The sequence below is a fragment of the Methanocalculus alkaliphilus genome (assembly GCF_024170505.1).
GTDB lineage: Archaea > Halobacteriota > Methanomicrobia > Methanomicrobiales > Methanocorpusculaceae > Methanocalculus > Methanocalculus alkaliphilus.
The window spans coordinates 1-12,396 of sequence record NZ_JALJYG010000024.1; the positions used below are offsets into that span (position 1 = coordinate 1).

13 protein-coding genes are annotated in these 12,396 nt (G+C 41.6%); all 13 read left to right on the forward strand.

Annotation, left to right across the window (positions count from 1 at the left end; genetic code table 11):
• The first annotated feature begins 223 nt into the window (after positions 1-223).
• The 13 genes from J2T58_RS10685 to J2T58_RS10745 all read left to right on the forward strand — a co-directional run bounded on the left by J2T58_RS10685 (position 224) and on the right by J2T58_RS10745 (position 12,360).
• Entirely contained in the window at positions 224-1,078 is an 855-nt protein-coding gene (locus J2T58_RS10685; RefSeq protein WP_253489856.1) for a PHP domain-containing protein, read from the forward strand.
• Positions 1,079-1,288: 210 nt separating this feature from the next.
• Positions 1,289-2,527, forward strand: coding sequence for a CDP-glycerol glycerophosphotransferase family protein (locus tag J2T58_RS10690; RefSeq protein ID WP_253489859.1), 1,239 nt, complete (start codon positions 1,289-1,291; stop codon positions 2,525-2,527).
• Between the two features lie 46 nt (positions 2,528-2,573).
• A complete protein-coding gene (locus J2T58_RS10695; protein WP_253489862.1) occupies positions 2,574-3,404 on the forward strand; it encodes a hypothetical protein in 831 nt (276 codons plus the stop codon).
• 51 nt (positions 3,405-3,455) lie between these two features.
• Complete coding sequence (gene pseB, locus J2T58_RS10700; protein WP_253489865.1) at positions 3,456-4,457, forward strand: UDP-N-acetylglucosamine 4,6-dehydratase (inverting); 1,002 nt, start codon at positions 3,456-3,458, stop codon at positions 4,455-4,457.
• Positions 4,454-5,614: a UDP-4-amino-4,6-dideoxy-N-acetyl-beta-L-altrosamine transaminase gene (gene pseC, locus J2T58_RS10705; RefSeq protein ID WP_253489869.1), complete on the forward strand. Its 1,161-nt coding sequence runs from the start codon at positions 4,454-4,456 to the stop codon at positions 5,612-5,614. Before pseB ends, pseC begins: the two co-directional genes overlap by 4 nt.
• Positions 5,611-6,309 carry a pseudaminic acid cytidylyltransferase gene (pseF, locus tag J2T58_RS10710; protein WP_253489871.1) on the forward strand — a complete coding sequence of 233 codons (699 nt, stop codon included), beginning with the start codon at positions 5,611-5,613 and terminating at the stop codon, positions 6,307-6,309. Before pseC ends, pseF begins: the two co-directional genes overlap by 4 nt.
• 40 nt (positions 6,310-6,349) lie before the next feature.
• Positions 6,350-6,979, forward strand: coding sequence for a pseudaminic acid biosynthesis-associated methylase (locus J2T58_RS10715; RefSeq protein WP_253489873.1), 630 nt, complete (start codon positions 6,350-6,352; stop codon positions 6,977-6,979).
• A 1-nt stretch (position 6,980) separates the two neighbouring features.
• On the forward strand, positions 6,981-8,132 hold the full coding sequence (locus J2T58_RS10720) for an N-acetyl sugar amidotransferase (RefSeq protein WP_301287547.1): 1,152 nt from the start codon (positions 6,981-6,983) through the stop codon (positions 8,130-8,132).
• Between the two features lie 17 nt (positions 8,133-8,149).
• Entirely contained in the window at positions 8,150-9,061 is a 912-nt protein-coding gene (locus J2T58_RS10725) for a radical SAM/SPASM domain-containing protein (RefSeq protein ID WP_253489875.1), read from the forward strand.
• Positions 9,062-9,083: 22 nt separating this feature from the next.
• Entirely contained in the window at positions 9,084-9,698 is a 615-nt protein-coding gene (gene hisH, locus J2T58_RS10730; RefSeq protein WP_253489877.1) for an imidazole glycerol phosphate synthase subunit HisH, read from the forward strand.
• Between the two features lies 1 nt (position 9,699).
• Positions 9,700-10,470: an imidazole glycerol phosphate synthase subunit HisF gene (gene hisF / locus J2T58_RS10735; RefSeq protein WP_253489879.1), complete on the forward strand. Its 771-nt coding sequence runs from the start codon at positions 9,700-9,702 to the stop codon at positions 10,468-10,470.
• Positions 10,471-10,475: 5 nt separating this feature from the next.
• Entirely contained in the window at positions 10,476-12,023 is a 1,548-nt protein-coding gene (gene pseG / locus J2T58_RS10740) for a UDP-2,4-diacetamido-2,4,6-trideoxy-beta-L-altropyranose hydrolase (protein WP_253489882.1), read from the forward strand.
• A gap of 13 nt (positions 12,024-12,036) precedes the next feature.
• A complete protein-coding gene (locus J2T58_RS10745; protein ID WP_253489886.1) occupies positions 12,037-12,360 on the forward strand; it encodes a formyl transferase in 324 nt (107 codons plus the stop codon).
• The last annotated feature ends 36 nt before the right edge of the window (positions 12,361-12,396 follow it).

The window sequence follows — 12,396 nt, forward strand, 5'->3', positions numbered from 1 at the left end:
TCCTTAATTGCAAAATTAAAGAACGTGCTCATTGAGTACTGATCGATCACACACTATAAAGTACTTTCGATGGAACGAGGTTATTCGAAGTTCTCACAAATGTTGTTGGGATCGATCTTCCCTTCACCCCTCCAAAAACTTCTGATTATACAATTTGTAATGATGAAACAGCACCCAGCCCTGAAGACATCGCTTATGGTATTTTAAAAGCAGCGGGGATTGTATGAAAAATCGGCTGGATCGCTGGATATTTGGTAAAGAACAGGAGATCCTTGCTCTTGAAACAGATGGACCTCCTCCAAAATACGCCGATCTCCACCTCCACACCACCGCCTCCGACGGCACCCTCACCCCCCGTGAGCTAGTTATCGCGGCAAAAGATGCAGGGCTCTCCACCATTGCTATCACCGATCATGATACGATCGATGGCATCGAAGAGGCATGCCGAGCTGGCCGCGAGTTTGATCTGGAGGTGATCCCTGGAATCGAACTCTCTACAATAGACGGCAAAAAGGAGATTCATATCCTGGGTTATTTCATTGATCCCACGAATTGCAGTTTAAATGCCATCATCCAAAAGATGATTGATGCCCGGGAGAATCGGGCTGTTCGTATGGTGGAGAAACTCAATGAGCTTGGGATCGAGATTACCGTTGAAAGGGTGCGTGAGATTTCAGGAACAACATTTATCGGCAGACCGCATATTGCGCGGGTAATGCAGGAGATGGGCTATATTGAAGAGCAGTCTGAAGCATTCACAACAGAGTACATCGGCAGCGGCGGAAGGGCATATATTGAGCGGTTTAAGATAACGCCCGCGGATGCCATCTCACTGATTCATGAGGCTGGCGGTGTGGCTGTTCTTGCGCATCCAGGTTATCTTGGTGATCGGAGTACGCTTGGTGAAGAAGATATTGCGCGGTATGTCGGGTTAGGGTTGGATGGGGTGGAGGTGTATTATGCAAAGCATACAGAAGAGCAGGTTGAGTATTATAAGGGATTGGCACTTACGTATGGGTTGATGATGACCGGGGGATCGGATTTTCATGGTGGGGATGGGGAGAGTATTGGGTGGTAAAGTTGAGGTTGCTTTTCAAAATGATTAATAAACTTATGATGTAACAAGAGCAGCATGCGTCAAGATGAACAAGATGGGAGTTCATATGCATTTTCATTCAAAAGGGAAGGATATGAATAACTCTGAAAGAATTGATCGAATAACTTCCCAATCTATTACTATGAATTTATAGGAAATGGTTTGTATAGATGGAATAATCAGGAGCAAACGATGTTAATAAATAGAATTGGTTTTTTCCTAATAGATCCTCGTCAAATCGACTATTATAATAATATTTTTAAAAATCTTGAAAGAGATGAATTTGAAATTATTGTAAATGATTTGGCTTCTAGTAATGAAAAGAATGAAATACTGAAGTATATTTCTGATTATGGGTACAACTTTAAAAATCTTAGTGATTTATTGAGATCAAAGCAAAAGTATAAAATAGTGGTGGGAACAGGTAATTTCACAATTAGATCTCAAGAAAGAAATCTTTTCTCTGATATAAAATATTTTTCTATACGCCTATATTCTAGATCTATTGGTCTCTTACTAGACAGGTCAAGGGTTTCCAAACTACTATTGAGATATTTTAAAAGACCAGTAGCTCTTGGTGAAAGTGCTAAAAAAGTACATTATAGGCGAGAAATATATCCAGAGAAAGCAGTGAGTAAAAAGTGTGTATGCTTTCCAAGAGGTATGGATATATCAGAAGACCATCCGGGCACTTCACGGACCGAATCATTTGATTATTTTTTTTGTCATGGTGAGTTGGATTATACAACTATATCTAAAAAAACGAATAAACCAGCGTTTATAATTGGTTATCCTCGATATGATGACATATTTGATGTTTCTAATAATTTTTATAATGAGTTGGTTGATGAGTTTCAACTTGATAGAAAAAAAGAGTTGATCTATTGGATGCCATCACGTGTTGATTGGCAAGAAAAACCTGATGGAAATATTCTTCTCTGGGCTCCTGAATTATCCAAACTACAAGAAAGGTATAATATCATCTGCCGCCCACATCCTCATCGGACTCGAGATAACCCATTGCTTGTGCAAAAGTTGAAAGAGTATGGCTTTTTCGTTGATATAAAAAGCAGTCGTAATTTGACTCAAATATATTCAGCCTCTGACTACATTTTTGCAGATTATGGAGGATCAATATTTAGTGCAATTTATTGTGGGTGTAAGCTAGTCTTACTCAATCTACCCGAGCAAAATAAATATGTTGGGAAAGGACTTGATTTTGTTATGAGGGATTATTTACCCAATTTTAATTTACTTGACTATGATAATAATAAAATCTCTACGACCCTTTTTCATAATAATTGTCAAATATGGAATAGACATGATGTAGAACAAAAAAAATTGCGTGAATACATATTTGGATGTTCATTAAAAACACCTGGCTCGATTATAGTATGCAATAAACTACGAGAGTTATTAATGGACAATTAATATTTGGTCAAAATAAACAAATTTAATTTTTAAAATTAATTAATGAATGGGGGAAAGGTTGTGGAGAGCGGCTCACACAAGGAGTTTATGGAGAGGAAGGGGTGAAAAATTGGCTTTAAAACGTTTAATTAATAAGTCTCAAAAAATTCTTAATGAAGAGGGTTTCTTCTCATTATTGATAAAGGTAATAATGACTCTTGTTTATATAATAAAGGAATTTAGATATAGATCCAGAATATTCTGGATAGATTTTAATAATAAAATACATTACGGTTCTTCAGCACCTAAGTATGCTGAAAGAATTTGGATTTATCCACGAAATATCAAGATGGTTATTACAAGTCCGGTTTTAAATGGACGAAGAGACTCAGGTGAAGTGATTAAAGATAATTGGCCACTTGAACATGCAATTCCTCTCTCTAAATTTCCAAAAATCAAATTTTCTATTGACCATTGGACTAATAATATTTCATGGGAAGAAACTGGATTATTTGATTTTATGTATGAGCTGATTGACAAAATACCCGGTGCTGATGGGTGTTATGATAAAAAAGATATCATATGTCGTTATGAAAAGCTCGATGAAATTTTCAAACAAATTAAAGAAGAGGGACGACTGCGAACAATGGAGGAAATATACCCCAATAACTTTCGAGAATTGGGTGGGGTTTTAATACACGTTGGACCTTATGGTGAGCCTTTTTTTGGTGGAGGGGGATGTCACAGATTTGCAATTGCATATATTTTAAATCTACCTATCCCTGCTCAAATTGGTTGTGTACATGTAAGTGCTCTTCCATATTTAGATGCTCTTAGATGTGAAAAAGAGTGTATGAATGATCGCTCAGATATAAATTACTCTCACGTATCATCGTAACAAAGAAGCCAATCCAACTTCAACAATTTACAAAAAAAGAGATGTTAGATCATGTTCAACAACAAATCAATCCTTATCACTGGGGGCACCGGCTCCTTCGGCAAGCAGTTCACAAAGACCATTCTGGAGCGGTATGATCCAAAGAAAGTGATAATCTTCTCCCGTGACGAGCTGAAGCAGTTCGAGATGAGCCAGATCTTCAATCAGGACTGCATGCGCTACTTCATCGGCGACGTCCGCGATCGCGACCGCCTGATTATGGCGATGCGGGGCGTGGATTATGTGATCCACGCCGCCGCCTTAAAGCAGGTGCCGGCCGCAGAATATAATCCGATGGAGTGCATCAAGACGAATGTCTATGGTGCAGAGAATGTGATCCACGCGGCGCTTGCTAATAAGGTGCATAAGGTGATTGCGCTCTCGACAGATAAGGCGGCAAACCCGATCAACCTCTATGGAGCAAGCAAGCTCGCCTCCGATAAGCTCTTTGTGGCAGCAAATAATATCGCCGGGCAGGATCCGACTCGGTTCTCGGTGGTGCGATATGGGAATGTGGTTGGGTCACGGGGATCGGTCGTGCCGTTCTTCAAGAATCTCATCCAGAATGGCACCGATCACCTCCCAATCACCGATGAGAGGATGACCAGGTTCTGGATTACCTTACAGGAGGGGGTTGATTTTGTGCTGAAGAGCTTTGAGCGGATGCAAGGGGGTGAACTCTTTATCCCGAAGATTCCATCAATCAGGATCGTGGATCTAGCAACTGCAATGGCACCGAATCTCCCGCAACGGATCATCGGGATCCGGCCTGGAGAGAAGCTGCATGAGGTGATGTGCCCAAGGGATGATTCGCATCTAACGCTTGAGTTTGATGATCATTATGTGATCCAACCGACTATTCAATATTCATATGAGGTAAATTTTACAACAAACAAACAGGGAGAGGCAGGTCATCCGGTTGATCAGGACTTTGAATACAATTCCGGGAAGAATCCCCATTTCCTCACCATTGATGAGATCAAACATATCAACTATATCTCCGGGCTAGTATGATCCCGTACGGACGGCAGGATATCAGGCAGGAGGATATCGACGCGGTTGTCGAGGTTCTACAGTCAGATTTCATCACCCAGGGACCGGTCGTGCCTCGGTTTGAGGAGGCGGTGGCATCAAAGGTTGGTGCCAGATATGGTGTGGCGGTAAATAGCGGCACTTCAGCTCTTCATGTAGCATGCCTTGCGCTTGGGCTTGGACCGGGGAATCGATTATGGACGAGCCCGATCACCTTTGTTGCATCTGCTAATTGTGCTATTTACTGTGGTGCTCAGGTTGATTTTGTAGATATTGATCCTGTCACCTACAACCTCTCTCCTGAAGCACTGGAGAAGAAACTTTCTGATGCAGATGAGAAAAGTTGCTTACCAGATATTGTCGTCCCAGTACACCTCTGTGGACAATCCTGTGAGATGAAGAGAATTCATGAGTTATCACAAAGCTATGGTTTCAAGGTGATTGAAGATGCTTCACATGCACTTGGGGGGCGGTACAGAGATTTTCCTGTCGGGTGTTGCAGATACAGTGATATCACCGTCTTCAGCTTTCATCCTGTAAAAATCATCACGACTGCCGAAGGAGGAATGGCTGTAACAAATGATGCTGCCCTTGCCGGAAAGATGCAGCTGCTTAGAAGCCATGGCATAACTCGTGATCCAGAACTGATGACCCATGCAGCCGATGGCCCTTGGTACTATCAGCAGATTGATCTTGGATATAACTATCGGATGACTGACATTCAGGCAGCTCTTGGCATCTCTCAGTTAAATCGGCTTGATGAGTATGTGACCCGCCGCCATGAGATTGCTGAGCGGTATGATCGCCTGCTTTCGGATCTTCTAGTCACGGTTCCTTTGCAACACCCCGATGCTTATTCAAGCTGGCATCTGTATGTGATTCGGCTACAGCTGGGTGCGATTACAAAATCCCATCGTGAAGTGTTTGAATCAATGCGTGAATCCGATATTGGAGTCAACCTTCATTATATTCCGGTACACACCCAACCATGGTATGAAAGAATGGGGTTCAAGAAGGGCGACTATCCTGAAGCTGAACAATATTATGCAGAGGCGATAAGCCTCCCGATGTATCCAACAATGACTGATGAGCAACAGGATCAGGTTGTAGATGCATTACGGGGGGCGGTGGTTGGATGAGGCTTGCAGTTATTCCAGCTCGGGGAGGAAGTAAGCGGATTCCTCGAAAGAATATCAGGGAATTTTGCGGCAAGCCGATCATCGCCTGGTCGATAGAAGCTGCATTAGAGAGTGGGTGCTTTGATAGGATCATCGTCTCAACAGATGATGAAGAGATAGCAGCTGTTGCTCGTGAATGGGGTGCTGAAGTGCCATTTATGCGCCCGAAAGAGCTATCAGATGATTATGTTGGCACCATTCCAGTGATTCGGCATGCAATAGAGTGGTTTGCTGAAAAGAGTATATCATTTAATCATGTCTGTTGTATTTATGCAACCGCTCCTTTTGTGACTTTGGATGATATTCGACATGGTCTTGAAGCCCTCAAGGAATCTGGAAGTGATTATGCCTTCTCCGTCACGAGCTACCCTTTTCCGATACAACGTGCTCTAAAGATATCAACAGATGGCCGGATTGAGATGTTTAAACCCGAACACTTCTCAACACGATCACAGGATCTGGAAGAAGCGTACCATGATGCGGGTCAGTTTTATTGGGGACGTTCAGAAGCATGGGTCCAAGGATTACCCCTATTTTCGAATTATGCTGTACCGACCATTCTACCGCGTTACCGAGTACAGGATATTGACACGCCTGACGACTGGATCCGTGCTGAGATACTTTACGATCTGCTTGTGAAAATGAAGAGAAGATAACTAATATTTATTCGATTAATAGAGTAATGGAGTTTAAATTATGAAAAACGATTATCTAACAGAGCAGGAGTTATTCTGGGCCGGAGATTTTGGATCAGAGTATATAAAACGAAATCAGGGTGAAGAGTTATTGGCATCAAATATTGCTTTTTTTTGTCAAGCGTTATGTAATGCAGAAAAACCGAAAACCTGCATTGAGTTTGGAGCAAATATTGGTATGAATCTCAAAGCTCTCAAACTTCTCTATCCACAACAAAAGCAATATGCTATTGAAATTAACAAAGATGCAGTTGATGAATTACAATCACTTCTTCCACCAGAGAATATTTTTCATACATCAATACTCGATTATAAACCAGAAGTAGTTTACGATTTAACAATGATTAAGGGAGTTTTAATTCATATTAATCCAGATTATTTATCTCAAGTGTATGAAAAATTATATCAATCAACCGGAAAATATCTGCTGATAAGTGAATATTATAACCCAAGTCCAGTCCAAATACCATACAGGGGTCATAATGAACGCTTATTTAAACGTGATTTCTGTGGTGAGATCCTTGATACTTATTCTGATCTTAGACTTATTGATTATGGATTTGTCTATCATCGAGATCCCAACTATCCTCAGGATGACATTAACTGGTTTTTATTGAAAAGGGAGTATTGATATGATAACCTACTGCCGTCAATGTGTGATGCCAAGCACCAAACCGGATATCCAGCTTGATGCTGAAGGTGTATGTAGTGCCTGCCGAAACTATGAACACCGTAAGGAAATAGATTGGGAAGGTAGAAAGAATGAGTTACAAAAAATCCTGGATAAATACCGCAATGCAGATGGGAGTAACTGGGATTGCATTGTTCCCGTGAGTGGTGGGAAAGATAGCACATACCAGGTTATTCGAGTCCTCCAGCTGGGAATGAATCCTCTTTGTGTTACTTCGACAACATGCGATCTATCAAGTATCGGCAGAAAAAATATTGAGAATTTAAAACAATTGGGTGTGGATTATGTTGAATTCTCTCCAAATCCAAATATTCGAGCCAAACTCAATAGAATCGGTCTTGAGCAGGTAGGGGACATTTCCTGGCCAGAGCACGTGGGTATCTTTACCATTCCTGTTAGAGTGGCAGTCCAATTTAATATTCCTCTTATCATTTGGGGAGAAAATTCTCAGAATGAATATGGTGGTCCTGCAGCTGCTGCTGAAAGTAATACATTAACCCGAAGATGGCTTGAAGAATTTGGAGGGCTACTTGGGTTACGAGTTTCCGATGTAGCGGGTATAGAAAATATTAAGAACCACCATCTTATTCCGTATACATACCCCTCTGATGATGAACTTGCCCGAGTAGGTGTGACAGGTCTATTCCTTGGATATTACCTTCCTTGGGATGGATTGTCCAATGCTATTATCTCTCAGGCTTATGGGATGACTACGTACCATAAAACTGTTGAAGGATCAATGGTCAGCTATGAAAATTTGGATAACCATCAAACAGGTATACATGATTACTTCAAATTTTTAAAATTCGGTTTTGGTCGAGCAACAGATTTGGTCTGCATGCACGTCAGACGTGGACGTTTGACACGACAGGATGCATTAGAGATTGTTAAACAACATGATGGTATGTTTCCTTGGGAGTACCTTGGAAAATCTTTAGAGGAGATTCTACGGCCCCTTGATCTGGATGTTGAGGAATTCATTACAATTTGTGATAAATTTACCAATAAAAAAATATTCCAGCTAGACAAATCCGGTAATTTAAAGAAAGACAAACGAGGCAATCTTATAAAAGTCAATTATGATAATACATGAAATTCTGGTGACAATTAATGAGACCATTTCCAAGAGTTGTTCGGATTGAGCCTGCAAGTGCTTGTAATCTTCGTTGCTCTCATTGCCCGACTGGAACTGTTCAGATGACGCGTGGGGTTTTAAAATGGGATGATTTTTTAATTATCCTGAATCAAATAAAAAAATACTCCAACGATATAAAAGTATTGGTTTTATATCACGGTGGTGAACCTTTTTTAAACCCCCACTTTTTTAAAATGGTTTCATTATTGCGGAAGGTCTGTCCAGAAGCAATGATTAAAACTGTAACAAATGGTATGTTATTAAATGATGATAATATCCACAATTTAATAGATTGTGGGCTAGATGAAATTGAATTTTCATTAGATGGAACAAGTCCTGGTGAAAATAATTTTATTCGTAGAAACTCGGATTTTCATATAATAAAAGATAATATACATAAACTCATTCAAATTAAAAAAAAACAAAATTGTAATTTGCCAAACATTTGGATTGCCACTACTCAATTTATCTATCATCATGATCAAATGAAAGAAGATGCCCCTATTCCAGATTATCTTCAGAAAGAATTTTTTGAGGGAATTCAGGGTTTTAAAAGCACATTTGCAATGCGATGGCCAGATATGGTTGTTGATGACAAATTATTTAACGTTTTATCAGATCCAGACAGTAATGAAGCAACCGAATGCGATCATGTATTAAATACAATTACAATTCGATGGAATGGAGATGTAGTGCCATGTTGTTACGATCTTACAAGCCAATTAGTTATGGGAAACATTCTAGAGGATGATCTTGTTGAAATATGGAACAATGAGAGTTATGCGAAATTAATTGAGGGAATTAAGAGGAGGAAATTGAATAGGTTATGCAATAAGTGCAACACACTGACTGATACTGCCTATCTATTGTTAAAGTCTACAGAGTAACTCATTTCAATCTTTGTTTATCATGATTGCTATTATAAACTTGGGTATTTCAAATCTAGGCTCATTACAAAATGCCTTAAAAAAGGTAGGTGAGAAAAGTACAATCACCAATGAACCTGATCAGTTAACCGGGGTGTCGCGTATAATTTTACCCGGAGTAGGGAGTTTTTATGATGCAATATCCTTATTAAATAAACACGGATTGGGGAAAGCCATCCAAGATGCAGTTATGAAAGAAAAAATTCCAATTCTTGGAATCTGCCTTGGTATGCAATTACTTGCCACTCAAGGAACAGAGGGTGGAATGATTCAAGGTCTAGATTTAATCCCTGGGAATGTTATTCACCTGAAACAAATTGGGTGCAATGAGCGTGTTCCTCATGCAGGGTGGAACGATGTCATGGTAACAAACCAACATTGCCCACTTCTAAATAATATTCCCAATGGCTCGGATTTTTACTTTATTCATAGCTATACATTCCAACCAACTGATGATCAACACATATTTGCCAAAACAGATTATGGGGTTTCTTTTTCATCAGTTGTCGGCAAAGGATCGATTTGGGGGACTCAGTTTCATCCCGAAAAAAGTTCAAAAGCAGGATTACAGCTTCTAAAAAACTTTGTGGAATTATAATATGTTAAAGGTACGGATAATCCCAACGCTTCTTTGGAAAGGTACTGGTCTTGTGAAGGGGATTGGTTTTGATAGCTGGCGCTATATTGGATCTGTCCTGCCTGCTATAAAGGTTTATAATCTCCGGGATGTTGACGAGTTGATACTTGTTGATATTACAGCAAATGGAGAATCCCGAGAACCAGATTATGAATCAATAAAAGGTTTTGCGTCTGAATGCACTGTTCCTTTCACAGTTGGTGGAGGTATAACGAAAATCAATCATATTACAAAACTTCTATCTTCCGGTGCAGATAAGGTTGTTATTAATACTGCCGCTTATATGAAACAGGATTTTATTAAAGAAGCTGCAATTCGTTTTGGATCACAATGTATTGTCGCAAGTATTGATTATAAGGTACTTCAAGAAGGAGTATATCGTTGCTGTAGTTGTTCAGGAACTGTTGTTACACAAATTGATCCTGTTTTATGGGCCCAGAAATTAGAAAAAATGGGTGTAGGAGAAATATTGGTGACATCAATTGACCGAGATGGGACAATGCAGGGTTATGATCTACCTCTAATAAAACGCATTGTTGACGCAGTTGATGTTCCGGTTATTGCATCGGGAGGTGCAGGAAATTATGAAGACATGCGCAGAGCAATTCAGGACTGTGGAGCCTCTGCTGTTGCAGCTGCGAGTATGTTTCATTTTACCCAGCAATCGCCTGCAGAGGCGAAGTCTTATTTATCAGATGCAGGACTCCCCATTCGAAAAAATTTTAAAGAGTGATTTCATTGCCAAAATCCATTTTCTTCCGCACCGATGCTTCCCATACAATCGGCACCGGGCATGTCACCCGATGCCTTACTTTAGCCAAAGCATTGCAGGACTCTGGGGCGCAAGTCATCTTCATCTGCCGGGAACATGAGGGGGATCTCTGCAATCACATCGAAGAGCAGGGATTCGCGGTTCATCGTCTCCCTTCTCCCCGTAAGGGTTTTGTTCCCGATGATGTGTCTGCCCATGCTGCCTGGCTGGGTGCCTCCTGGCAGGAGGATGCGGACGCCACAGTAGCTGCAATTACATCACTTCAGATTAAGCCGGAGTGGCTGATCATCGATCATTATGGGATTGATCGGCGATGGGAGGAGCGGCTGCTTCCCCTAATTAGCAAGATTATGGTGATCGATGACATTGCCGATCGGCATCATGACTGTGATCTTCTCCTCGATCAGAATCTTGTTCCGGATATGGAGAATAGGTATGACGGCCTTCTTCCAGAGGGCTGCACCCGGCTCCTTGGCTCTGATTATGCACTCCTCCAGCCGATTTATGCTGAGCTACATGATCGTATCCCGCCAAGGAAAGGGTCGATCAGGCGCATCCTCATCTCGTTTGGGGGTGCAGATTCGGATAACCTGACCGGACGTGCACTTGAAGCTTTTATCGGCCTGAACCGGTCGGATATAGAGGTTGATGTGGTGATCGCTAACAACAGCCCATATTTTGCATCCCTCAAGACACTGACTCATAGGCATCCGAATGTCCACCTGCACGGTACGATCCCTACTCTTGCACCCCTGATGGCAAAGGCAGATCTCGCGATCGGGGCTGCCGGGGCGACCAGCTGGGAAAGGTTGTGTCTGGGATTGCCCGCGGTTGTCGTGACGCTTGCAGATAATCAGGTTCCAATTGCTGAAGGTTTACAGGAAAGAGGATTGTTACAATGGATCGGAGATAAAGACAGCATTACCAAAGAGTTGATTCAGGACTGTCTTGGTGATCTTGTCGAACATGGGATCGATGACTCATGGTCACAAAGGTGTCATTTGGCCGTTGATGGAAGAGGGATAGATCGCGTTCTGGCCGTGCTTATCCTGACTCCAGAATCGCCATTACATGTTCGTCATGCCACTCTGGCTGATGAGGCATTGCTCCTTGTCTGGGCAAATGATCCTGAGACCCGGAAGAATTCCTTTTCTAAAGATCCAATATCTTCTGCAACCCATCGCCAGTGGTTCCACAGCAGGCTTCGGGATATAGATGGTTGTTCTATCTATATTCTGGAGACCGAATCCGGGGTTCCCATTGGGCAGGTTCGGTTTGAGAGAGAAGAACTGGGATGGGAATTACATTATACTGTTGCCCCTGAATTTCGGGGTAGGGGTATAGGAAAATCGCTGTTGAATGCAGCAATACAAAAATTCAGAGACGAGAAATCCGGCGTATTAGTATTTGGAAGAGCAAAACCAGAAAATATTCGTTCACAACGAATATTTGAAGGACTTGGGTTTACAAGCAAGCCTGGTGGGGGGGGAGTGGAGTATCAGCGTCTGCTCTGATTCCGGAAGCTGGATGAATGCTTTCATTCCAGAACTCCTGATTAACTGGACCTATGATTGGCATGAGGTCAGGTGGGGGCATGAAGCAGCTAATTTACCAGAAGGTGATATTTGCTTCTACCTGAGCTATGGGAAAATTATCAATGCCACTCTTTTGTCACGTCACAGCAACAATCTGGTGGTTCATGCAAGTGATTTACCTAGAGGAAGAGGCTGGTCACCAATGACATGGAAAATCATTGAGGGTGAGAATGATATTCCAGTCACGTTATTTGAAGCTGTCAATGGCGGTGTAGAAATGCACAAAAGTGGCGGTCTAAAAGTGCTCACCTGCTAACTTCTCTGTACCACCAGAGGAGGAGCAGCAATGGTG

What these genes read in the sequence shown, in the direction of transcription:
- J2T58_RS10685 (WP_253489856.1), top strand. Translation starts at nt 224, where the DNA reads ATGAAAAATCGGCTGGATCGCTGGATATTTGGTAAAGAACAGGAGATC.
- J2T58_RS10690 (WP_253489859.1), top strand. Translation starts at nt 1,289, where the DNA reads ATGTTAATAAATAGAATTGGTTTTTTCCTAATAGATCCTCGTCAAATC.
- J2T58_RS10695 (WP_253489862.1), top strand. Translation starts at nt 2,574, where the DNA reads ATGGGGGAAAGGTTGTGGAGAGCGGCTCACACAAGGAGTTTATGGAGA.
- pseB (WP_253489865.1), top strand. Translation starts at nt 3,456, where the DNA reads ATGTTCAACAACAAATCAATCCTTATCACTGGGGGCACCGGCTCCTTC.
- pseC (WP_253489869.1), top strand. Translation starts at nt 4,454, where the DNA reads ATGATCCCGTACGGACGGCAGGATATCAGGCAGGAGGATATCGACGCG.
- pseF (WP_253489871.1), top strand. Translation starts at nt 5,611, where the DNA reads ATGAGGCTTGCAGTTATTCCAGCTCGGGGAGGAAGTAAGCGGATTCCT.
- J2T58_RS10715 (WP_253489873.1), top strand. Translation starts at nt 6,350, where the DNA reads ATGAAAAACGATTATCTAACAGAGCAGGAGTTATTCTGGGCCGGAGAT.
- J2T58_RS10720 (WP_301287547.1), top strand. Translation starts at nt 6,981, where the DNA reads ATGATAACCTACTGCCGTCAATGTGTGATGCCAAGCACCAAACCGGAT.
- J2T58_RS10725 (WP_253489875.1), top strand. Translation starts at nt 8,150, where the DNA reads ATGAGACCATTTCCAAGAGTTGTTCGGATTGAGCCTGCAAGTGCTTGT.
- hisH (WP_253489877.1), top strand. Translation starts at nt 9,084, where the DNA reads ATGATTGCTATTATAAACTTGGGTATTTCAAATCTAGGCTCATTACAA.
- hisF (WP_253489879.1), top strand. Translation starts at nt 9,700, where the DNA reads ATGTTAAAGGTACGGATAATCCCAACGCTTCTTTGGAAAGGTACTGGT.
- J2T58_RS10745 (WP_253489886.1), top strand. Translation starts at nt 12,037, where the DNA reads ATGAATGCTTTCATTCCAGAACTCCTGATTAACTGGACCTATGATTGG.